The following is a 21,188-nucleotide window of genomic DNA, read 5'->3' on the forward strand; positions in this document are numbered from 1 at the left end:
AGCGCCCCGGGACCACAACGCAGCAGGGGCGCCCGAAGGCGCCCCTGCTGGACGGGCGATCGCTCGCCCGGGTCACTACGGTCGATTACTGACGGTCGATCTCGACACGACGGTTAAGGGCACGGCCCTCGTCGGTCTCATTGCTGGCAACCGGACGCTGCTCACCGTAGCCAACGGCCATCATGCGGTCACCGGCAACGCCCTGGCTGGCCAAGTAGCTGCGCACGGAGTTGGCACGACGCTCGGAGAGGCCCTGGTTGTACTGGGCGGAGCCCCTGGAGTCGGTATGGCCCTCGATGCGGATACGCACGTCGGTGTGCTCGCGCAGACGACGGGCCACTTCGTCCAGGGTCATCTCGGCCTGGGGACGCAGCTCGTCGGAGTCGAACGCGAAGTTGACCTCACTGGAGAGGGTCACGGGCTCGAAGGCGGGCACGGGCTCGGGCTCGGGCGCAGGCATCGGCTCGGGCTCGGCCACCGGGGCCGGGGAGCGGTCCGCACACAGCAGGGCGCCGATGGCAGCGCCGGCAACGGCACCGGTGGCAGCGCCCTCTTCTTCATCGGAGCTGCCGCTGGTGGCGTAGCCGATGCTGCCGCCGATCAAGCTGCCGGCGATGCCGCAGGTCACCGGCTGCTGGAACCAAGGGCGGTCGGACGAGGGGCTGGTGTTGGGGGTGGCACAGCCGGCCAGGCCGACCACCAGAGCAGAACCGAGCAGCAAGCCAGTCGTGGATTTCTTCATGGTGAAACTCCTTGTCTTTTTTTCTTGCTTGATTCCAGGACAGGCTGCATGTGCAACACCTTCCCAGATGATCCCGACGATTGGGCGCCGCGGAGTCAGCTCCGCCGCGACCGTCCCAAACCTACCGAGCAGCATAAGGTGCCTCGGCAAGGCTGGACACGAACACAGCTTGCAGCAGCTCGCCCGGTCTTTCAATCGCCATGTTATGAACTTAGCAGAACGATACAGTATACGCACAGTGTTCGAAAATGTCCGAGCACTATCTGTCTGTCAATTCAGGGCAGGCTGTCGATTCAGTGCAGACTTCCCGGCCAATTGCGTTTGAATTCCAATACCGCGTCGGCCGCACCGAGCACCGCCTCTCGCAGCTCCTCTTCCACGGCGAGTCGTTCTCGATCTTCCTTGAAACGCTCCTTGGGTGTCAGCGCCCTGCGCGCCTCGTGAGTATGGAGATGTAGGGTGCGGGCGTGCACCTCGCCGAAGGGGCGGAAGGTGTCACGCTCCATGAGCCGCGGATCGAGGATTTCCAGCAGCACCTTGCAGCGCCAGGCGCCCTCGGTCACATCCACCTGCTCCTGCAGGAGGGACGAGGCCACCATCTCCAGGTTCTCGAGGCAGTTGTCGCGGGCACGACGCTCCTCTTCCTCACGGAAGTCCTGGCGGCGGCGCACCTCCTGGCGAAGCGTGTAGGCGTAGGCGGCAAGGCCGGCGATGATCACCAGGCCAATGCCGATCAGGACAAGCGCAGTGGTTGTCGTCATCAGGGATCTCGGGGTTGGGTTAGGAATGATGCCTCTAGGGACGCTGACTGTAGAAGCTATGTATAAGTTTCATTATACCAACGGTTTCCGCTCACCCCAAACCGCCTGACATGATATGACGGCCAGGCGTTCCCTCCACGCCGGCGCCGCGCAGGCAATGAAGTGGCCGTTGACCAGGCTCTCGCCCTGCTGGCAGCGCAACGGGTCCAACGTCTTGGCGGCCAGCACCGTTCCCCCCGCCGCTTCAAGCACCGCCTGACCGGCGGCGGTATCCCACTCGCAGGTCGGCGAAAAGCGTGGATAGAGATCGGCCTGGCCCTCGGCGATACGACAGAACTTCACCGAGCTGCCGCAGCGGGAAAGCTGCGCCCCGGGAATCTCCGCGATCCACTCCCGGGTGGCGGCATCCAGATGGGCCCGACTGGCCAGTATCCGCGGCGGCCAGTGCGGTGCCACGCGAATCGCCTGGCGCTCAGTTTCCTGCCAGCGCCAGGCCCCCTCCCCGACGACGCCGGCCCAACTGGTATCCGAGGCCGGCGCATGCACCACGCCAAGCACCGGCCTGCCCGCCTCGATCAGCGCTACATTGACGGTAAAGTCATCGAAGCCATCGACGAACTCACGGGTGCCGTCCAGCGGGTCGATCAGCCAGAAGCGTCGCCACCCCCGGCGCTCGGCCCAGGGCACGTCGCGACCCTCCTCGGAGAGAATTGGCAACGTCGAGCAGGCCGTCAGGCCCGCTACCAGGATCTCGTTGGCGGCCAGGTCCGCGGCCGTCACGGGTGAAGCGTCGTCCTTGGAATCGACCCGAAAGCCCGCCTTGCGCACCGCCAGGATGGCACGGCCCGCCTGCTCGCAGAGGATGACCAGATCCTCGAGATCCGCAGGAACATCGTATGGCGTCATGGTGAGGCTCCCCGGGGTGAATATGCAGGTTGCTAGGAAAGGTTGCTTCGAAAGGGCGTTACGAAAAAACAGGCTGGAGACAACCGGCATCGGGCAAGCAGATGGCTACCTCCAAGGATGAGGGTCGCTACCGGACGGCAACAAGGGACATTCGACCAAAGACGAACAAAAGACTTCTGACAATTTTCTACAACTTAAGTGGAATCCCGCGTCGAATCACACCTGCCGGGTGCCCTTCCTGCCGATGGAGACATGCATGCAGACGATTCCCGACGTTCCGGAGAAGACACCGGGCCCCTCCGGCCCCGGCCGCTTTGGCCTGTGGCTGGGCCCCGCCCTGCTAGTGGCTACCCTGATCCTGCCGCCCCCCGCCGGCATGAACGAGGCCGCCTGGGCCTGCGTGGGGATGGCCCTGCTGATGGCCACCTGGTGGTCCACCGAGGCCGTGCCCATTCCAGTCACCTCGCTGTTACCCATGGTGCTGGTTCCCGCGCTCGGGCTCGGCACTCTGGGCGAGGCCACCGGCAGCTATGCCAACCCCATCATCTACCTGTTCCTGGGCGGTTTCCTGCTCGGCATCGCGATGCAGCGCTGGAACCTGCATCGGCGCCTGGCGCTGCATGTGCTCCAGTTGGTGGGCCATCAGCCTCGCCGTCAGATCGGCGGCTTCATGATCGCCACCGGCTTCCTGAGCATGTGGGTCTCCAACACCGCTACCGCCATCATGATGCTGCCCATCGGCATGTCGGTGATCAGCCTGCTCGGCGACAGCGACCCCGCCGAGGTCAAGCGCTACGCCACGGCCCTGCTGCTGGCCATCGCCTATTCTGCCAGCATCGGGGGTGTGGCGACCCTGATCGGCACCCCGCCCAACGCCCTGCTGGCCGGCTACCTGGCCGAGGATCGCGGCATCGACATCGGCTTCGCCCAGTGGATGGTCATCGGCTTGCCCATCAGCATCGCCATGATGGCCGCCGCCTGGTGGTGGTTGACCCGCGAGGGCTTCAGCCTGGAGGCCGGGGAGGACAGTGCCGGCATGGTGGGCAACGAGTTGGCCAAACTCGGGCCGATGAGCCCCGCCGAAAAGCGGGTGGCAACCATCTTCTCCCTGGCGGCAGTGGCCTGGGTGGTGCGCCCCCTGCTCAATGACCTGGGCCTGACCTGGCTCTCCGATACCGGCGTCGCCATCACCGCCGGCGTGGTGCTCTTCCTGGTACCCAGCGGCCGTGGCGACGGCGAGCGGCTGATGATCTGGGAAGAGGCCCAGAAGCTGCCCTGGGGCATCCTGCTGCTGTTCGGCGGCGGCCTGGCCCTGGCCGGCACCATCACCCGCACCGGGCTTGCCAGCTGGATCGCCGAGCAGCTTGCCATCTTCGGCACCTTCCCGCTGCTGGCCATGATCGCCGTGGTGGTGCTGGTGATCATCTTCCTCACCGAGGTGACCTCCAACACCGCCACCGCCGCCGCCTTTCTGCCGCTGCTGGGCGCCCTGGCGCTGTCGCTGGAGATCTCGCCGCTGCTGATCACCGTGCCGGCCGCCATCGCTGCCAGTTGTGCCTTCATGATGCCGGTGGCCACGCCGCCCAACGCCATCGTATTCGCCACGGGGCACATGAAGATCCAGTCGATGATCCGCGCCGGCTTCGCGCTCAACCTGATCAGCACCGTGCTGGTGACCCTGATGGCTTACTTCCTGGTGGTCACCTTCTGGTAGGCAGTCGTCCTGCAAAAACGACGACGCCCGGCCTAGGCCGGGCGTCGTCGTCTGTGCCTCGGGGTTGGTTACCCCCACAAGGACCAGGCCATGGCGTAGTGGTCCAGCAACAGCACCCCGAAGACCCCAAGGATATACCGGATCGAGAACCAGAAGGCGGCTAGGGGGGCCTTTGGATCCTGACCACGCCATACCTTCCAGTTCCAGAACATGAAGCGCGCATTGAGCACCACCATGCCCACCAGGTAGACGGCCCCGCTCATGCCAATAGCGAAGGGCATCAGGGTCACCGCCACAGTCAGCCAGCCGTATAGCCACACCTGCAGGCGGGTGAAGGCCTCGCCGTGGGTCACCGGCAGCATCGGCACCCCGGCCCGGGCATATTCGTCGCGCTTGTGAAGCGCCAGCGCCCAAAAATGCGGCGGCGTCCAGGCGAAGATGATCAACATCAGCAGCAGCGGCTCGGGCCCGACCTGGCCGGTTACCGCGGTCCACCCCAGCAGCGGCGGGGCCGCCCCGGCCACGCCGCCGATCACGATGTTCTGGGGCGTCGCGTGCTTGAGAAAGGCGGTATAGACCAGCGCATAGCCGATCAGCGAGCCCAAGGTCAGCCAGGCGGTAAGCGCATTGACCTGCCAGGCCAGCAGGCCGATGCCCGCCACCGAGAGCAGCGTGGCCCAGGCCAGCGCCACGGCACTGGGCATGCGACGAGACGCCAGCGGGCGACGTGAAGTTCGCAGCATCAGGGCATCCAGGCGGCGATCGACCACGTGGTTGAAGGCCGCGGCGCCCCCGGCGGCCAGTCCGATGCCCGCCAGCCCGAAGAACACCACGGCAAGCGATGGCAGCATGGGACGCGCCAGCGCCATGCCGACCAGAGCACACACCAACATAACCACCACCACCCGCGGCTTGCACAGTGTCAGCAGGTCACGCCAGCCCCAGCGGGCCAACTCCTGCGGCACGGACGCCGCCGTACGAACTTGCGTCAGCATGGCCTCAGACATGGACCCACTCCTTCTTGGTCGATTGTTGTAATGCTTGCGCCGCTTCAGTTTCACGCCATACCCAGATCGCCATGGCCAGGGCAATGACCAGCGCCACCGCCCCGGCAGTATGCAACAGGGCCAGCCACAGCGGCAGCCACAGCAGCACATTGGCAATGCCCACCCCCGCCTGCACGGCGAAGAGCCCCATCAGGGCACCCAGCCAGGGGCGCAGCCGGGACTCATGCCAGTGGCCGACGGCCAGAGCCAGCAGCGCCAGCCCCAGCGCCAGGGCTCCCAGGCGATGGCCCATCTGGATCGCCGTGCGCGCATCGGCATGCAGCTGCCCATGCAGGTAGTTGGGCCCCACGCTCTGGGTCAGGTGAAAGCCCTCGCTCCAGTCCATGGCTGGCCACCACTGGCCGTTGCAGGTGGGAAAACCCTGGCAGGCGATACCGGCGTAGTTGCTGGAGACCCAGCCCCCCAGGGCGATCTGTGCCGCCAGCAGCACCACGGCGAGCCCCCACAGCGCCGTCAGCGGACGCCGCGGCGGCGCCACGCCGCCGAACGTCAGCCGGCCGCCGTCGAAGCGGCGCAACCTCAGATGCAGCCACAGGAACAGCAGCATCACCGACAGCCCACCGAGCAGGTGGAGGGTCACCACCTGGGGCCACAGCTTGAGGGTCACGGTGAAGGCCCCAAAGGCGCCCTGCACCAGGATCACCGCCAGCAGCGCGAGACTCACGCCCCTGGGGTAGTCGGGACGGCGGCGCAGCGGGGCCCCGAGAACAACCAGGGCGATCACCAGCAGCCCCAGGGCCGACGCCACGTAACGGTGCACCATCTCGACCCAGGCCTGGAAGGTCTCGAGGGGGGCCTCCGGGGTATGGGCCATGGCGCGAGATTCATCCGGCACCACAAGGCGGCCGTAGCAACCCGGCCAGTCCGGGCATCCCAGGCCGGCATCCACCAGCCGCGTGAACACCCCCACCAGAATCACTGCCACGGTGAAAACCACCCCTACCAGGCTCAAGGCCTTTAGCCACCGCAGGCGGCGCCGAGACGCTTCGTTGGTCATTGCCGTCATCCCTGTCGTTCCTATCGTCCCGCCAGCTTGGGTTTTTCCCGACGCAGCACCTCGGGGTTCATGCGCAGCAGGCGATTGATATCATCGAGCACGTCGCGTGGTGACGCCTCGGGCCCGTAAGCGAGCACCGGCAGGCCCTGGGGGTCCAGCACCCAGAGACGGTCGGGGGCGTGCCACGCCGGTCGTTCGGTCCAGTTCGCCAGCGCCTCGCCGGGCAGCGCCTCGGTGTCACCACCGACGCGCAGGCGACTGACCCGGGGCGCCTCGCGCCCCAGGGCCCGATGCAGGCGCCACCACTGGTCGGCCAGGGCCGCGCAATCGGCGCTGCAATCAAAGGCCAGCACCCAGTCACCGGCCACTGCCGGGGCGAACTCACCCACCAGTGGNAGGGCCCGATGCAGGCGCCACCACTGGTCGGCCAGGGCCGCGCAATCGGCGCTGCAATCAAAGGCCAGCACCCAGTCACCGGCCACTGCCGGGGCGAACTCACCCACCAGTGGCCAGGCCGACAGCGCCGGGATATCCGGCGCCAGATCACCATGGGCGGTCCGCTGCTCGGGAATACCGACCCGCCAGGTCACCATGGCCCAGGCCACTAGCAGCGGCAGCGCAAAGAGCGATACCAGTGCCAGGACCTTGAGGCGAGAAGCACGTGCTCGAGAGGTCTGACTCATCACAAGCTCTCCTGCTTGTCTGTACGATACGAACCTGCACCGGTCGATCGCCGGTCACGCCCCAGGCGCCGACCACCGATCACCATCACCACCAGGGCGGCCAGCGCCAGTCCCCACCACTGCACCGCATAGCCCAGGTGTCGACTGGGAGGCATCACGCTGGGCGTCCACCAGGACGCCAGAAGGCCCGGGCCCTGCTCGAGATGTAGCCAGCCATCATGGGCGAAGGGCATCTCCCAGGCATCGAGCTGAATCCGCTGGAGGCGCTGCCCTTCGCGGTTCGGGCCGAACAGTGGCGCTCCCTTGCCGGCGACCTGCCAGCGACCCTCCAGGGTCACACGCCCGGAGGGCGTTGCCACCTCGGGCGTCTCGCGGCCGGCGCCGCTGGCCAGGAAGCCACGCTGTACCAGCCACACTCGGCCGTCGTCGGTACGCAGCGGGGTCAGTGGCGCCACGCCGTGACGACCCTCGAGAATGCGGTTATCGAGGAACAGGGTCAGCTCGGGCAGGTACTCGCCGCTCAAGGTCAGCCGGGTGCCATCCGGCGGCAGCTCGCGCGGCGCCTCGAGGTGCGGTGCCGCCTCGAGGGCCGCCAGGTAGTCGCGCTTCTCGGCGGCCCGCTCCCACTGCCACAGCCCGAGCCCCAGACCCAGCAGCACCAGCGGCGCCCACAGCACCCACCACAGGCGTTGCCGCCATGGCCCGCGACGGGCATGCTGAGAGGAAGAATCGTTCAAGGAGTGTTCCATGCTGCTCAAGGTCCTGATCGCGCTGGTATTCCTGGCCATGCTGGCGAGCCTTGCCGCCGGTGCCGGCTTCCTGCTTCGCGATGGCGCCACCTCGCGCCGACTGCTGGTGTCACTCAAGGTGCGTGTTGCGATGGCCGCCACCCTGCTTGCACTGCTCTTTTACGGCTTCTACGTCGGCGGCCTCGCTGGCTGATCGCCACCCTGTAAGGCGCCGTCCCGGAAGGCGGCGCACTGAGAGACCGGGACGGGAAGGGTGTGCCCTAGAAGACATAGACGAACAGGAACAGGCCGATCCACACCACGTCCACGAAGTGCCAGTACCAGCAGGCGGCCTCGAAACCGAAGTGGTTGTCGCTGGAGAAGTGGCCGCGCAACACCCGCATCAGCATCACCGCCAGGATAGTCGCCCCGATGATCACGTGGGCGCCGTGAAAGCCGGTGAGCAGAAAGAAGGTCGCCCCGTAGATGCCTGCTTCCAGGGTGATGCCATAGTGGACATAGGCCTCGTAGTATTCGACGCCCTGGATGGTGATGAAACTGATGGCCAGCAGCAGGGTGGCGAACAGCCAGTTGCGGGTGGTGTCGCGGTGCCCCTCCTTCAGCCCCTCGTGGGCCACCGTCAGAGTGATGCTCGAGGCCACCAGGATCAGGGTGTTGACCAGCGGAAGCTGCCAGGGGCTGAAGGTGTCACGGGGGCCGGCCACGTTACCGGGCGGCTCCAGCAGCGGCCAGCTCGCGGTGAACTCAGGCCATAGCAACGCCGCCACGCCCTTCGCCCCCTCTCCGTCGAGCCATGGCAGGGCGAAGGTGCGGATGTAGAACAGCGCCCCGAAGAAGGCTGCGAAGAACATCACCTCGGAGAAGATGAACCAGCCCATGCCCTGGCGGAAGGAACGATCCATCTGAGCATCATAGAGCCCACCACGGGACTCCTTCACCACATCCCGGAACCAGAACCCCATTACTGACAGTACGGCGAGTAGGCCGAGCGTCATGATCGAGGTCCCGCGGTCGTGCACCAGCACCATGCCAGTGCCGATCATCATCAGTCCCAGGGCCAGCGAGCCCAGGATCGGCCACTTGCTGGTTGCCGGAACGTAGTAGCTGCCACCACTCATGCCTCATCTCCTTTGCCAGCAGTCGCCCGGGCCTGAAGCGGCGCCTCATCACGGGTGACGGGATACAGGGTGTAGACCAGGGTTACGGTATTGACCTCGGGAGGCAGATCCCGGGACAACTGGAACACCAGCGGCAGCTCCAGGCGTTCGCCCGCCGCCAGGTGTTGCTCCTCGAAGCAGAAACAACTCACCTTGCGCAGGTGGCGCGTGGCGTTGGAGGGCGACACGCTGGGCACCGCCCGCCCCCAGGTGCCTTCGCTGCTGGCGTTATGGAAGGCGAAGCCCACCTCGGTGCTCTGCCCCGGGTGGACGCGAACCTGGCGGTTCTCCACCTCGAGGTTCCAGGGCAGCCCGGACCCATTGCGGGTAATGAATTGCACCGTGACATAGCGCGACTCATCCACCCCCTCGTGCACGATGGCCTGGGCGGTGGTTTCCACCTTGCCGTTGATCCCGGTGACGCGGCAGAAGACGTCGTACAGCGGCACCAAGGCGAAGGCGAAGGCAAACATGCCCACCAGGGTGGCCACCGACCTCACCACCGTACGGCGCACGCCGGGATTGGCCTGGGGCGAGCGGCGTTCCGACTCAGTCATGGGTCACCTCCTGCGGCACTGTGCCGGTGTCTGCTCAGTGCTCATGGCGCTGAAACGTCGGCGGCGTCTCGAAGGTATGCAGCGGCGCCGGGCTTGGCACGCTCCACTCGAGATCCTCGGCGCCTTCCCAGGCCTTGGCCGGTGCCTTCTCGCCACCGCGCACGCAGAGGATCACCACCGCCACGAAGACCAGCTGAGAGGCGCCGAACATGAAGGCCCCCAGGCTCGACACCAGGTTGAAGTCGGCAAACTGCAGGGCGTAGTCCGGGATGCGCCGTGGCATCCCGGCAAGCCCCGCGAAGTGCATGGGGAAGAAGGTGAGGTTGACACCGATCACCGACAGCCAGAAGTGCCACTGGGCCAGCTTCACGTTCGGATAGTGGCCGGTCCACTTGGGCAGCCAGTAGTAGACCCCCGCCATGATCGCGAACACTGCCCCCGGCACCAGCACATAGTGGAAGTGAGCCACCACGAAGTAGGTGTCGTGGTACTGGAAATCCGCCGGGGCGATGGCCAGCATCAGGCCGGAAAACCCGCCAATGGTGAACAGCACCACGAAGGCCAGGGCAAACAGCATCGGTGGCTCAAAGGTGATGGAGCCACGGAACAGGGTGGTGATCCAGTTGAACACCTTCACCCCGGTGGGCACCGCGATGATCATGGTGGTGTACATGAAGAACAGCTCGGCGGCCAGCGGCAGCCCCACCACGAACATGTGGTGCGCCCATACCAGGAAGGAGAGGATGGCGATGGAGGCCGTGGCGTAGACCATGGAGGCGTAGCCGAACAGCCGCTTGCGGGCGAAGGTCGGGATGATCGCCGAGACGATACCGAAGGCCGGCAGGATCATGATGTAGACCTCGGGGTGCCCGAAGAACCAGAACAGGTGCTGGAACAGCACCGGGTCCCCGCCGCCGGCGGCATTGAAGAAGTGTGTGCCGAAGTTGATGTCCATCAGCATCATGGTAATCACCCCCGCCAGCACCGGCATCACCGCGATCAGCAGGAAGGCGGTGATCAACCAGGTCCAGACGAACAGCGGCATGTCCATCATCCGCATGCCCGGGGCGCGCATGTTGATGATGGTAGCGACGATGTTGATGGCGCCAAGGATCGAGCTGATGCCGGCGATATGCAGCGAGAGGATGAAGAAGGTGGTGGACGGCGGCGCATAGGTGGTGGAGAGCGGCGCGTAGAAGGTCCAGCCGAAGTTGGGCCCGCCCCCCGGCATAAGCAGTGTGGAGAGCAGCAGCAGGAAGGCTACCGGGAGCAGCCAGAAGCTGAAGTTGTTCAGCCGCGGCAGGGCCATATCGGGCGCGCCGATCTGCAGGGGGATCATCCAGTTGGCCAACCCCGTGAAGGCCGGCATGACCGCCGCGAAGACCATGATCAGGCCGTGCATGGTGGTCATCTGGTTGAAGAATTCCGGATTGACCAGCTGCAGCCCCGGTTGAAATAGCTCGGCGCGCACCACCAGGGCGAAGATCCCGCCAACGAAGAACATGATCAGCGAGAAGATCAGGTAGAGGCTACCGATCTCCTTGTGATTGGTAGTCAGCAGCCAGCGCAGGATGCCGCGCGGCGGCGCATGATGGGCGGATGCCTGGCCGCCGGCGGTAGCCGAGGTACTCTGCTCGACGGGGTGATGCGGAGGCAGCTTGGGCGCCATCGTGAATCTCCCTGATCTGTCATTTTGCTGTTATTTTACTGTTACTGGTTCGCCAGTTTCTCGACCACCACGGCAGGCTGAATCGCATCCCCGGTATCGTTACCCCAGGCGTTGCGCGTCCAGGTGGCCACGGCGGCGATCTCGACGGGATTGAGAGTGCTGCGGAAGGCGGGCATCGCCGTACCCGACACGCCGTTGAGGATGACATCCAGGTGCCAGTCCGCATCGTCGATAATCCGTTGGTTGCCGGCCAGCGCCGGGAAGGCCGGTGCAGCGCCCTGCCCCTCGGCCTGGTGGCAGGAGGCACAGATGCTGGCGTAGACCGTTTCGCCCCGCTCCATCAGCTCATCCAGGGCCCACTCGCGGTCGACGCCCATGGCCTCCTGTTCGGCCTCGTCCCTGCGCTCGCCGAGCCAGACCTCGAAATCCTCTTCCTCCATGGCATGCACCACGACGGGCATGAAGCCATGGTCCATGCCGCAGAGTTCTGCGCACTGGCCGCGATAGATGCCGGGCTCGTTGATACGCACCCAGTTCTCGTTAACGAAGCCGGGAATAGTGTCCTGCTTAACGGCGAAATCAGGCACCCACCAAGAGTGGATGACGTCGTCGGAGGTCATCAGGAAGCGCACCTTGCGGTTGATGGGCAGCACCAGGGGGTTGTCCACCTCGAGGAGGTAGTGTTCTTCGCGCGTCTCCTCGCCGCGGATCTGGGCGCGGGGCGTGCTCATGCTCGAGTTGAAGGCCACGTCCTCGCCCAGGTACTCGTAGCGCCAGCGCCACTGCTGGCCGATGATCATCACGTCCAATTCCGCATCGGAGGCGTCGTACATCTTCTTGAGGGTCGCGGTGGCCGGTACCGCCATGCCGACCAGGATTACCAGAGGGACCGCGGTCCACAGCACCTCCACCGTGGTGTTCTCGTGAAAATTGGCTGCCTGGGCGCCGCGCGAGCGACGGAACTTGAACAGGGAGTAGAACATCACCCCGAACACCACCACGCCAATGATCACGCAGATCCAGAAGATGATCATGTGCAGTGAGTAGATCTCGCGGCTCAGGTCGGTGACACCTACCGGCATGTTCCAACCGCTGGCAACGGCTGAAGGCCCTGACGCAAGCCCGATCAGACAGCCCGCCATCCACACAAACAACGTGCGCATCGGCGCCTCCTCGTTATTGTTGTCATCGCGTTTAACGCAACATTAGCTGTGTTTTGAAGCCAGTATATAGGAGCCTGCCGTGACAAACCGCCACAGATGCCGAGCGTACCAACGCCAGATTCAACGCGGCCACCCTCAGCGCGCGACCGAGATGGCCAGCGCCGCCACCCCGACCACGAAGATCAGGCCCATCCCCACGCCCACGAGGATGAACGCCATTGGCCTGCCATGCTCGAAATCCTGTTGGCGCTGCTGCTCCTTCTGCACGCCGAAGAACGCCGCCAGTACCGACTTGATCACACCCCACATGGTCCAACTCCTTGTCTGCTTATCCGGGTAGCTGGGGGCGGTGTGACGGGCGTCATGAAAGCATGACGTCTGCGGCACGACCCAGGCCACCTCAACTATACTCTAGATGCTAACTCTCAATTCCCCGCAGCGCGCCCCATGGGGCCCGTTCAGGAGGCGATCATGAAGACCCATCCCTTCGGCATGGACCCGGGCATGATGAATGCCAACCCCATGCTGGCCTGGTGGCAGGAACAATGGATAAAGGGCGCCAACCCCATGGCGCAGATGCAAGCGGCCTGGATGGAGAGCCTGGCAGAGGCGATGAAGTTCGAAGCACAATTTCTCAAGGCAGTCGCCGAAAGCGGCCAGCAGATGACCGAATGCTTGCACAACGAGAATCCCGCCACGGCCGAGGAGGTCCAGGCTTGCTACCAGAAACTCGTCAAGCAGATGACCGATGCTCAGCACACTCGCATGGAGCAGGCCGCCCAGCTCAGCCATGACTTCCGCAAGCGGCTCTGGGAAGAGATCTGACAAGCCCCCGCCCTCCCCCTTGCCACCCGAAGCGGCGCCATCAGGCGCCGCTTTCTTGTCGATCACCCTCCCAGGCCGAACAGTCGGGTCAGCAACGGCAGCAGGAAGGCGGTGAGCAAGCCGGTCAGCCCCATGGCCAAGCCCGAGAAGGCCCCGGCGACCGCCCCGATACGGGCAAAGGCCTGGGCGGTGCCGAAGCCATGGGCGGCCAGGCCCAGGGTGAAGCCCTGCACGGCAGGGTCCTGCACCCTCAACAGCCGGAACACCCAGGGCGACAGCGCACAGCCGATGGAGCCGGTCAGCAACACCAGGCCCGCGGCCAGGGACGGAATCCCGCCGATCTGCTCGGCGATCCCCATGGCGATGGGCGAGGTCACCGAGCGCGGCGCCAGGGAGAGCACGGTCTCCGGCCGCGCCCCCAGGGCCATGGCCAGCCCCAGAGTAGACGCCACCGCGGTCACGATTCCCGTCATGCAGGCTATCAGCAGCGGACCCAGCAGACGCCGCACCCGTTCACGATGATCGTAGAGCGGAATGGCCAACGCCACGGTGGCGGGCCCCAGCAGGAAGTGGATAAACTGGGCACCCTCGAAGTAGGTGGGATAATCCATGTCCACCAGTATCAGCAGCCCGATCAGCATGGCGATGGAGAGCGTGACGGGATGCAGCAGCGGTGTGCCTCCCAATGCCCTGTTGATGCGCACCGCCAAGGCGAACACCAGCAGGGTCGCCAGCAGCGAGAGGAGCGGACTGCCGGAGAGGTAGACCCACAGCTGGTCCAGATCGGCGACGTTCAAGAGCGACTTCCCCGCCGACGGTTCATCCGGTCCAGCACCCAGGCCGTAACGCCCAGTGTCACCGCCGTGGAAAGCACCAGGGTGACCAGGATCGGCCACAGATCCTGGCCGATCAACCGGAAGTGGACCATCAGCCCCACCCCCGCCGGCACGAACAGCAGCGTCAGGTAACGCAGCAGGCCCTCGCCTGTCATGCGCAGGCTGTCCGGCACCTTACCCCGCGCCAGCAGACCCGCCAGCAGGATCACCATGCCGAAGACCGGACCCGGCACCGACAGCATCAATCCGCGTGCCAGCAACTCCCCCAGAAACTGGCAGATCAGCAGCACGCTCATCCCCATGATCAATGGCATTCCACCTGTTCTCCTATCTGGGGAGCCTGCCCCTGCCGCCCCCCCCCGGTCGCTCTGTCGTTTCTTACCGCTCGTAGACGAGAGTCGTTCAGTGCGGCTTATGGACCTCGTCATCGGACACCGGCACCGGCTCGACGCCGGCATCGGCCAGGTCGGCCCAGGGCTCGCGGGGCGCCTCGGCGCGGTCACCGGTTCTCGCCGCATAGCGCTCACGATGCAGCGCCTTGAGCAGCCCTGCGATCATCAACATGATCACCACCGAGAACGGCAGCGCCGCCATGATCACCGCCGCCTGCAGGGTCTCCAGGCCGCCGGCCATCAGCAGCACCGCGGTCAACATGCCCAGCACCGCTCCCCACAGGATGCGATGAAAGGTCGGCGGCTCCGGATCCCCCCCGGAGAGAATGGTGTTGATCACCAGGGTGCCCGCATTGGCCGAGGTGATCAGGTAGGTAGCAATCAGCACCACCAGCGCCAGCGACAGGACCTGCCCGGCCACGCCCAGCTGCATCGCCTCGATGGTGGCGAACAGCGCCGCGGCCACGTCCCGATCCACCGCCGCCACGATGCCGCCCACCCCGAACAGCTCGTGGTAGAGGGCCGTGCCACCGAATAGCCCGATCCACACGACGGTGATCAACGTGGGCACCAGCAGCACCCCCATTACGAACTCGCGAAAGGTGCGACCGCGCGAGACCCGGGCGATGAACATGCCCACGAAGGGCGACCAGGCCAGCCACCAGCCCCAGAAGAACACCGTCCACTCGGCCTGCCAGCCGTCATCCCGGGTAGCATTGGTGTGAAAGGTCATGCCCATCAGGTTCTGGATGTAGTCGCCCGCGGACTCCACGGTGATGGCGATCAGGTACTGGGTCGGCCCGAACAGCAGCAGGAACACTACCACCGCAATGCTCAGCCAGAAGTTGGCCTCCGAGAGCAGGCGAACGCCCCGCTTTACTCCGGACACCACCGAGATGGTCGCCACCGACATGATCACCGCCGTGACGGTCAGCTGCAGCCACACTGAACTCTGAAGCCCGAACAGCGCGCCCAGGCCAGCGTTCATCTGCTGTACGCCAAGCCCCAGGGTAGTGGCGATCCCGAATACCGTGCCGAACACCGCCAGCACGTCCACCGCATCCCCCAGGCCCCCTTCTACCCGCTTGCCGAACAGCGGCTGCAGACAGGAACGGATGGTCAATGGCAGCTTCCAGCGATAGCAGAAATAGGCCAGCACCAGCGCCACAAAGGAGAAGATCGCCCAGCCATTCAGCCCCCAGTGAAAGTAGGTCAGGCGCATGGCGACCCGGGCGGCATCCGGCGTCATCCCCTCGCCGATGAAGGGGTTGCCCTGGAACTGCAGGATCGGCTGGGCCACCGCCCAGAACAGGATGCCCACCCCAGTGCCCGCGGCAAACAGCATCGAGACCCAGGAGAAGAAGGTAAACTCCGGCTGCTCGAAGTCGCCGCCCAGGCGCACGTTCTTGAAGCGCCCCGTGCCCAGCCACACCATGAACAGCAGCAGGAAGGCCACCAGCAGCACGTAGTACCACTCGAGGAAAGGATCCAGCATCCCGCGGGCGACGGCCAGCCCCGTGGCGAGGCGCTCGGTAAAGAAGGCACCGTAGATCAATGCCACGGTCACCACCAGGATCGTGACCAGGGTGATGCGTGGGTTCATTCCCTTCAGCAGCCCGCGCTGCGCCTGTCCGTACATGTCCGCTCCGAGCCGATATCATGGAGTGAGCGAGCAACGCCGCCCGTTAGTCTCCCCATGATAGAGCATCGCCTGCGCACACCCCAGCGGCCGGCGCGCCAAGCGATTGAAACGGAAGTGCAAAAGGGGCTTTCTATTTCCCCGCGAACGCGCTAGTATACGCCTCGTTCTCGGGGGACAGGCCAAACGGCCAAAAAGCCGAAAACAGAGTCGGAGCGTGGCGCAGCTTGGTAGCGCGTTGCAATGGGGTTGCAAAGGTCGCAGGTTCGAATCCTGTCGCTCCGACCAAAAAACATAGTAAAAACGGCCACTTAGCTAAACAGCGGAGTGGCCGTTTTTCGTTTCGCGGTCCCTAGGTTCGAATTAGGTTCCATGCGTCAGGAAGTCGGCAGCTAGATTCTGGCAACCAGCCGCGGATCACCTCAAGGGACGCCGTCAGGGGGAGGGCTGGGTGATTTAATGGGCAAGCGGGCGAAGCTGGTCAAACCATCACTGTTACGATAATCAGCGCCCCTATCTCTACACCAGTCATTCTTTACACCAGTCATTTTCTTGCACTTTATGGTGCTGACTTCGCCACCATATGGCGATGCCTAATAAAGGTGAAACTATCGCGTTGAGGCTCTGTCTGGCAGCAGGACTTAATTGCGTCAAAATCTTCATGTTCGCTTACGCACAGAGGAGTCCCCATCGGTCGAGTAAGATAGTGTTCAAAGTGTGGTGCAGGAACAGCCTATTAATGGGGCGGTCGCACCATGCGTCAGGAGAGTTGATGAAAAATCTTATGGATCCAAATATGTATATGGGCGCAAGCAACAGCCAGAATGACCATCTGGCAGACCTGAAGGAATTCGGGTCAAACTTGGGCGCCTTGTATATGGGCGGAAGCAACAGCGAGAAAGACCGCCTGGCAGACCTGAACGAATTCGGGTCAAATCCAGGCGCCTTGAATGCCAAGATCTATATACCGGAAGATTTGCCCGCGGATGCACCACTCGTTGTCGTGTTGCATGGTAGCGATCAGACAGCAGCTGAATACGACAAGGGAGCCGGCTGGTCTGAAATTGCCGATCTATATGGTGTCGCATTACTTTTCCCCGAGCAGCAGCGCGTAAACAATTTCACGCTCGGTTTCAATTGGTTCGAGCCTGACGACGGTCATCGCGGCGCTGGCGAGCCACTCTCCATTATGCATATGGTTGAACAAGTGGTCAGCGACCATGGCATCGACCGCCAGCGTATCTTCATCACAGGGTTGTCAGCTGGCGGTGCCATGACGTCGGTCATGCTTGCAACCTACCCGGAAATCTTTGCTGGCGGCGCCATCATTGCCGGCTTGCCGTACGGCAGTGCCGACACACTCCCGGAGGCCATGCTAAGAATGAAGGGTCTCGGGTCTACGACAGCGCAACAGCTTGAAACACGGCTGCGGAATGCCTCGGCGCATGAAGGACCTTGGCCAACACTGTCAGTCTGGCACGGAAGCGGTGACCGAACGGTTGACGCCTCGAACGCCAAGGCGATCATCGGACAGTGGCGAGCGCTTCATGATCTTGAGCAAAGGCCATCTAGCACGCATAGCGTTGATGGCTATCCCAGAAGAGTCTGGAGTGATGCCGAGGGTAGAGAACTCATTGAAGAATACAGTATTACGGGGATGGGCCACGGAACACCGCTGAAAACGCAGGGTAAAAACAGTTACGGCTCAATCGGGGACTACATGCTTGAGGTAAATATCTCCTCCACGCACTACATTGCTGACTTCTGGGGGTTGAGTACAACATGAGGCCCGCCTGACGGTATTGGAGCGGCGGCGGGCCTCGGACTCAGCATCAGCGCCTGCCGCCCACACCTCGACATAGCGCCGGGCCAGTTGCATGGCCTGAGCCTCGGTCCGCAGGGATTGGCAGCGAACCATGTAACGCGGCTTACTCCAGCACCAGCTCGCAGTACTGATTGATATAGGTAAGCGTCAAATGACCCACCTACCCCCGAGCCCCTATTTCCCGAGCGGGGGGGAAGGTGCGATAGCCCAACAGGCGGTCGTACTCCTTCGTTACGGTCTGATAGCACTCACAGACCCGCGCTTCCAGGCCGGGTCTGTCAAGAATAATGATGTGTCCACGATGGTAGGAAATCAGTCCGGCACTCTGCAACTTGTGGGCCGCAGTGGTTACGCTTTCTCGACGGACACCAAGCATGTTGGCGATCAGCGCCTGGGTCATGACCAGTTCCTTGTCTTGCAAGCGATCATGGATAAGCAACAACCAGCGACACAGTTGCAGATCCACGCTGTGATGCCGAATGCATACCGCGGCCTGCGCCATCTGTGCGATCAGTGCCTGGGTGTAACGCAGCAGAATGTCCTGCAAGGCACCCGCACGATGGAACTCAGTCTTCAGCTCCGTTCCCTTGAGGCGATAGGCATTGCCGGCACTCTGGACGATGGCACGACTCGTTGTAGATTCACCTCCCATAAAAAGCGAAATCCCGACGACACCTTCGGCACCAACAACGGCGATTTCTGCCGAATCACCATCGTCTATGACGCAGAGTAGCGATACGATGGCATCCGTCAGGAAATAGCCATATTTCATCTTCTCTCCCGACTCGGCCAGCGTATCTCCCAACTTCAACTCGACAGGCTGGAGGAGAGGTGCCAAGCGCTGGTATTCACCCAAGGGTAGGGCTGCCAGTAAGTAGTTCTGACGAGGATCTGCTGGTGTGGACACGACTGACATCACTCCTTGATAGCAGACAAGTTGCCCGCGTCGGGCACAAGCCACCAAGCAGGCGCAAGAAAAAAAGCAAACTTTGATTATCCTAGCGCGGGAGCACGCAATGTCCATGTACGCTAGGGACCTGATGAATAAATCCCCAACTATAGAATTAGATGTATCAGTCTTCAGGTGTGATTAAGGTAACCCCTCCTCGCTTCCAACAGTTTGTTGGTCCAAGGGAAGCTCCATGGGCATTGAAACCGTGCTGTATTTTGCGTCTACCCATCGAGCGACAATGACGCGGTATCAGTCAGATAAATAATCGTCCCCATACATAATGAACACCCAATTAAAAACATTAAATTTATCACATACCCCTAGAGAATGACTTTTAGCATCCAGCAAATTTCTGCATTTCTACCGATTATAGAACGCTGCGTTCGCCAGCGCACAGTGAATGCGTGCCGCACCGTTCATCCTAAAGGTGAGAGTAACTTAGCAATTGCCTGAGCAGATCGTTGCTGTTTTCGAAAAAGACATGATAACGTAACCTAACAGATGGATTTTAATGAAAAATACGACTTTTAAATATTATTTATTCGAAAACATTTATACGAATTCATTTGATGCCGAAGTCCTGGAGTTCTGGGGCGAACGGGCGCGGATTCAACACTCTTACATGGAGGCGATAGTCGCCTATCATGGATGAGTTCCCAGCAGCATAAAAAACTGTGAAGGGGTCCAATTCATATAAACCAATGCACCTAATGAATACCCACTGCGACATGGCCAAGAAGTTGAATCTGGACTAACGCATGATCTTCGAGCACTTCTACTAAACCCGAAAAAATTGGCTCATGCCTTCGCATGAGCGCAATGTTCGCCCTCGCATGAAACCATCAATGCATACCTAACTGTCGCAAATAAACGACATCCAGCCCCCGCCCTAGAATAAGGGCTTCCTACCTTCCGCCCCTGGACCGTCCCCTTTTGGCGACATTTTTGTCGGCAGTGACGCTTCAGATAATGAACCAAAGACTCAACTTCTTTAATTTACACCTGTTCTTAAAGTGATTATTTAAATTTTGGCATGGACTTTGCTTTTTCCATGGTAGGAAGAGATTCGTTACGACGTGCGGTTCAGGGAAGAGCCAAGCCAAGGAGCAAGACTCGTGAGGAGGAGTGGCTCAGGGATGAGCCAGCCCTAACACACCATTAGCCCCGAGAAAGCGGAATGAGATGGAAATCGACTTGCGACTCAAGACACTAGTAACCGACATCATGCTGATTCTTGTCGGTCTCGCAAGCTTAACTACCAGCCTGGTGTCAGCAGCAACATCGAGATAGAGGTGGAGGCACTGCACAACACCGCTGCAGAGACCTCGGATCGATCGCAGTCGATTCTCGAAGGGGCTTCGTAGAGACAATACAGTGTGCTTCGGTTCCTGCGTATGTGAGGGCGCTAATGCCCCGCGCGAGGAGCTTGGCCGCTAAATAAAGGAGTGTTGTCAATATGGCCCCACATCCTGATCCTCGTCAGAATCACATTATGGCGGCCCTGCCGTTGGAGGAATATAAACGCCTGGCACCTCTCCTCGAGCCTGTCGAGTTGAAGCTGGGGGATTCGCTGGCCGAGCCGGGACAGACCATGCGCTATGCCTATTTCCCGACGGATGCCATCGTATCGCTACTCTGCATCGTTGATGATGGTGATTCGACAGAAATTGGCGTCGTCGGTGCCGAGGGTGTCATCGGCGTCTCGCTGTTCATGGGCGGCGAAACCACAACGAGCCGTGCCATCGTGCAGAGTGCCGGCAGCGCCTATCGCCTCAAGAGGCCGCTGCTTAAGTCCGAATTCTATCGTGCAGGTCCCCTGCAGGACCTGCTGCTGCGCTACACCCTGGCATTGATCAACCAGATGGCGCAGATCGCGGTATGCAACCGGCATCATTGCCTGGATCAGAAGTTGTGTCGCTGGCTGCTACTGAGCCTGGATCGCTTGCCAACCAACGAGTTGGTCATGACCCAGGAACTGATCGCCAGCATGCTCGGGGTGCGTCGAGAAGGCGTCACCGCATCAGCCGGAAAGCTGCAGAAGGCCGGCCTGATTTCCTACCATCGCGGACGCATCATTATTCTGGACAGACCCGGCCTGGAAGGACGAGCCTGCGAGTGTTACCAGGTTGTCAAGAAGGAGTACGACCGCCTGATGTCACATCGTCCCCACCCACAGTATATAGGGACAGATGCCTCGGCTACCCTTACCCTCAGGGCATCATAGAAGCAGGCTCACGATGACATCGGCAAGCGCCTCCCGGGCATGGGCGACAATGTCCGAGGAGGGTGTTCGAACAACCGAGGCACCATGCGCTGGATCACACATCGACGAAAGGCCCTACTACACCGTCTTGACAGACTGGCGCGCAGTGCCGCGAGCCGCTGTTCCAGTGGCTGCAGCGTGATGGAGGAGCTGAGATAAGCGAGTTGACCAGCAATAACGGCGATGTGGTCCGGAAAGCCGTAGTAGTCATAGATCAGCTCGGGCTGCTCGGCGGCGGTGACGCTGAAACCAGGCGTCTAACAGTGGGCAGAGACCATCAGGATCGCGCGG

Annotated in this window: 20 protein-coding genes and 1 tRNA gene; 6 read left to right on the forward strand and 15 right to left on the reverse strand. The window is 62.5% G+C overall.

Annotated elements, in window-relative coordinates:
- Positions 1-85: 85 nt before the first annotated feature.
- The 3 genes from ACR80S_RS11975 to cysQ form a co-directional block, all read right to left on the reverse strand.
- Positions 86-742: an OmpA family protein gene (locus ACR80S_RS11975; protein ID WP_435403278.1), complete on the reverse strand. Its 657-nt coding sequence runs from the start codon at positions 740-742 to the stop codon at positions 86-88.
- A gap of 293 nt (positions 743-1,035) precedes the next feature.
- Positions 1,036-1,503 (reverse strand): DUF2489 domain-containing protein, encoded by a 468-nt coding sequence (locus ACR80S_RS11980; RefSeq protein WP_435403279.1) that lies wholly within the window; start codon positions 1,501-1,503, stop codon positions 1,036-1,038.
- Positions 1,504-1,575: 72 nt separating this feature from the next.
- Positions 1,576-2,409, reverse strand: coding sequence for a 3'(2'),5'-bisphosphate nucleotidase CysQ (gene cysQ / locus ACR80S_RS11985; protein ID WP_435403280.1), 834 nt, complete (start codon positions 2,407-2,409; stop codon positions 1,576-1,578).
- A gap of 256 nt (positions 2,410-2,665) precedes the next feature.
- On the opposite strand from cysQ, the gene ACR80S_RS11990 reads away from it, so the two are divergent.
- The gene (locus ACR80S_RS11990) at positions 2,666-4,123 is read left to right on the forward strand and encodes an SLC13 family permease (protein WP_435403281.1); all 1,458 of its coding nucleotides are present in this window, start codon (positions 2,666-2,668) and stop codon (positions 4,121-4,123) included.
- Between the two features lie 68 nt (positions 4,124-4,191).
- Here ACR80S_RS11990 and cyoE read toward each other — a convergent pair whose 3' ends face one another.
- The 3 genes from cyoE to ACR80S_RS12005 all read right to left on the reverse strand — a co-directional run bounded on the left by cyoE (position 4,192) and on the right by ACR80S_RS12005 (position 7,607).
- Positions 4,192-5,118, reverse strand: a complete 927-nt coding sequence (cyoE, locus tag ACR80S_RS11995) for a heme o synthase (RefSeq protein WP_435400078.1) — start codon at positions 5,116-5,118, stop codon at positions 4,192-4,194.
- A gap of 4 nt (positions 5,119-5,122) precedes the next feature.
- Positions 5,123-6,187 (reverse strand): COX15/CtaA family protein, encoded by a 1,065-nt coding sequence (locus ACR80S_RS12000; protein ID WP_435403282.1) that lies wholly within the window; start codon positions 6,185-6,187, stop codon positions 5,123-5,125.
- Positions 6,188-6,869: 682 nt separating this feature from the next.
- On the reverse strand, positions 6,870-7,607 hold the full coding sequence (locus ACR80S_RS12005) for an SURF1 family protein (RefSeq protein WP_435399628.1): 738 nt from the start codon (positions 7,605-7,607) through the stop codon (positions 6,870-6,872).
- A gap of 10 nt (positions 7,608-7,617) precedes the next feature.
- Here ACR80S_RS12005 and ACR80S_RS12010 point away from each other — a divergent pair, with 10 nt between their 5' ends.
- Complete coding sequence (locus ACR80S_RS12010) at positions 7,618-7,812, forward strand: DUF2909 family protein (protein ID WP_435399627.1); 195 nt, start codon at positions 7,618-7,620, stop codon at positions 7,810-7,812.
- 67 nt (positions 7,813-7,879) lie between these two features.
- On the opposite strand, the gene ACR80S_RS12015 is transcribed toward ACR80S_RS12010, so the two are convergent.
- From ACR80S_RS12015 to ACR80S_RS12035, 5 genes are all read right to left on the reverse strand, one after another.
- Entirely contained in the window at positions 7,880-8,737 is an 858-nt protein-coding gene (locus ACR80S_RS12015) for a cytochrome c oxidase subunit 3 (protein WP_435399626.1), read from the reverse strand.
- Entirely contained in the window at positions 8,734-9,333 is a 600-nt protein-coding gene (locus ACR80S_RS12020; protein ID WP_435403283.1) for a cytochrome c oxidase assembly protein, read from the reverse strand. Before ACR80S_RS12020 ends, ACR80S_RS12015 begins: the two co-directional genes overlap by 4 nt.
- Positions 9,334-9,367: 34 nt before the next feature.
- On the reverse strand, positions 9,368-11,002 hold the full coding sequence (gene ctaD / locus ACR80S_RS12025) for a cytochrome c oxidase subunit I (protein ID WP_435399624.1): 1,635 nt from the start codon (positions 11,000-11,002) through the stop codon (positions 9,368-9,370).
- 41 nt (positions 11,003-11,043) lie between these two features.
- On the reverse strand, positions 11,044-12,165 hold the full coding sequence (coxB, locus tag ACR80S_RS12030) for a cytochrome c oxidase subunit II (protein WP_435403284.1): 1,122 nt from the start codon (positions 12,163-12,165) through the stop codon (positions 11,044-11,046).
- A 135-nt stretch (positions 12,166-12,300) separates the two neighbouring features.
- Positions 12,301-12,474 (reverse strand): DUF2970 domain-containing protein, encoded by a 174-nt coding sequence (locus ACR80S_RS12035; protein ID WP_435403285.1) that lies wholly within the window; start codon positions 12,472-12,474, stop codon positions 12,301-12,303.
- Positions 12,475-12,636: 162 nt separating this feature from the next.
- Between ACR80S_RS12035 and ACR80S_RS12040 the strand changes: the two genes are divergently transcribed.
- Positions 12,637-12,990, forward strand: coding sequence for a hypothetical protein (locus ACR80S_RS12040; RefSeq protein WP_435399621.1), 354 nt, complete (start codon positions 12,637-12,639; stop codon positions 12,988-12,990).
- Between the two features lie 62 nt (positions 12,991-13,052).
- Here the strand turns inward: ACR80S_RS12040 and ACR80S_RS12045 are convergent, their stop codons facing one another.
- The 3 genes from ACR80S_RS12045 to ACR80S_RS12055 form a co-directional block, all read right to left on the reverse strand.
- Complete coding sequence (locus ACR80S_RS12045; protein ID WP_435403286.1) at positions 13,053-13,787, reverse strand: LrgB family protein; 735 nt, start codon at positions 13,785-13,787, stop codon at positions 13,053-13,055.
- Complete coding sequence (locus ACR80S_RS12050; protein ID WP_435399619.1) at positions 13,784-14,140, reverse strand: CidA/LrgA family protein; 357 nt, start codon at positions 14,138-14,140, stop codon at positions 13,784-13,786. The genes ACR80S_RS12045 and ACR80S_RS12050 overlap by 4 nt, the downstream gene beginning before the upstream one ends.
- A gap of 88 nt (positions 14,141-14,228) precedes the next feature.
- Positions 14,229-15,857, reverse strand: a complete 1,629-nt coding sequence (locus tag ACR80S_RS12055) for a BCCT family transporter (protein ID WP_435399618.1) — start codon at positions 15,855-15,857, stop codon at positions 14,229-14,231.
- A 211-nt stretch (positions 15,858-16,068) separates the two neighbouring features.
- Between ACR80S_RS12055 and ACR80S_RS12060 the strand changes: the two genes are divergently transcribed.
- Together ACR80S_RS12060 and ACR80S_RS12065 are read left to right on the forward strand one after the other, a co-directional pair.
- Positions 16,069-16,145 (forward strand) — tRNA-Pro (locus ACR80S_RS12060).
- Between the two features lie 484 nt (positions 16,146-16,629).
- Complete coding sequence (locus ACR80S_RS12065; RefSeq protein WP_435399617.1) at positions 16,630-17,643, forward strand: extracellular catalytic domain type 1 short-chain-length polyhydroxyalkanoate depolymerase; 1,014 nt, start codon at positions 16,630-16,632, stop codon at positions 17,641-17,643.
- A gap of 199 nt (positions 17,644-17,842) precedes the next feature.
- On the opposite strand, the gene ACR80S_RS12070 is transcribed toward ACR80S_RS12065, so the two are convergent.
- Complete coding sequence (locus ACR80S_RS12070; RefSeq protein WP_435399616.1) at positions 17,843-18,598, reverse strand: Crp/Fnr family transcriptional regulator; 756 nt, start codon at positions 18,596-18,598, stop codon at positions 17,843-17,845.
- A 1,492-nt stretch (positions 18,599-20,090) separates the two neighbouring features.
- Between ACR80S_RS12070 and ACR80S_RS12075 the strand changes: the two genes are divergently transcribed.
- On the forward strand, positions 20,091-20,858 hold the full coding sequence (locus ACR80S_RS12075; protein WP_435399615.1) for a Crp/Fnr family transcriptional regulator: 768 nt from the start codon (positions 20,091-20,093) through the stop codon (positions 20,856-20,858).
- Positions 20,859-21,188 lie beyond the last annotated feature (330 nt).

The organism is Halomonas salsilacus, assembly GCF_051216275.1.
Classification (GTDB): Bacteria; Pseudomonadota; Gammaproteobacteria; order Pseudomonadales; family Halomonadaceae; genus Halomonas.

Bases quoted from the DNA above. Each gene is read 5' to 3' on its own strand.
- ACR80S_RS11975 (WP_435403278.1), bottom strand. From the start codon at position 742: ATGAAGAAATCCACGACTGGCTTGCTGCTCGGTTCTGCTCTGGTGGTC.
- ACR80S_RS11980 (WP_435403279.1), bottom strand. From the start codon at position 1,503: ATGACGACAACCACTGCGCTTGTCCTGATCGGCATTGGCCTGGTGATC.
- cysQ (WP_435403280.1), bottom strand. From the start codon at position 2,409: ATGACGCCATACGATGTTCCTGCGGATCTCGAGGATCTGGTCATCCTC.
- ACR80S_RS11990 (WP_435403281.1), top strand. From the start codon at position 2,666: ATGCAGACGATTCCCGACGTTCCGGAGAAGACACCGGGCCCCTCCGGC.
- cyoE (WP_435400078.1), bottom strand. From the start codon at position 5,118: ATGCTGACGCAAGTTCGTACGGCGGCGTCCGTGCCGCAGGAGTTGGCC.
- ACR80S_RS12000 (WP_435403282.1), bottom strand. From the start codon at position 6,187: ATGACCAACGAAGCGTCTCGGCGCCGCCTGCGGTGGCTAAAGGCCTTG.
- ACR80S_RS12010 (WP_435399627.1), top strand. From the start codon at position 7,618: ATGCTGCTCAAGGTCCTGATCGCGCTGGTATTCCTGGCCATGCTGGCG.
- ACR80S_RS12015 (WP_435399626.1), bottom strand. From the start codon at position 8,737: ATGAGTGGTGGCAGCTACTACGTTCCGGCAACCAGCAAGTGGCCGATC.
- ACR80S_RS12020 (WP_435403283.1), bottom strand. From the start codon at position 9,333: ATGACTGAGTCGGAACGCCGCTCGCCCCAGGCCAATCCCGGCGTGCGC.
- ctaD (WP_435399624.1), bottom strand. From the start codon at position 11,002: ATGGCGCCCAAGCTGCCTCCGCATCACCCCGTCGAGCAGAGTACCTCG.
- coxB (WP_435403284.1), bottom strand. From the start codon at position 12,165: ATGCGCACGTTGTTTGTGTGGATGGCGGGCTGTCTGATCGGGCTTGCG.
- ACR80S_RS12035 (WP_435403285.1), bottom strand. From the start codon at position 12,474: ATGTGGGGTGTGATCAAGTCGGTACTGGCGGCGTTCTTCGGCGTGCAG.
- ACR80S_RS12040 (WP_435399621.1), top strand. From the start codon at position 12,637: ATGAAGACCCATCCCTTCGGCATGGACCCGGGCATGATGAATGCCAAC.
- ACR80S_RS12050 (WP_435399619.1), bottom strand. From the start codon at position 14,140: ATGCCATTGATCATGGGGATGAGCGTGCTGCTGATCTGCCAGTTTCTG.
- ACR80S_RS12055 (WP_435399618.1), bottom strand. From the start codon at position 15,857: ATGTACGGACAGGCGCAGCGCGGGCTGCTGAAGGGAATGAACCCACGC.
- ACR80S_RS12065 (WP_435399617.1), top strand. From the start codon at position 16,630: ATGAAAAATCTTATGGATCCAAATATGTATATGGGCGCAAGCAACAGC.
- ACR80S_RS12070 (WP_435399616.1), bottom strand. From the start codon at position 18,598: ATGTCAGTCGTGTCCACACCAGCAGATCCTCGTCAGAACTACTTACTG.
- ACR80S_RS12075 (WP_435399615.1), top strand. From the start codon at position 20,091: ATGGCCCCACATCCTGATCCTCGTCAGAATCACATTATGGCGGCCCTG.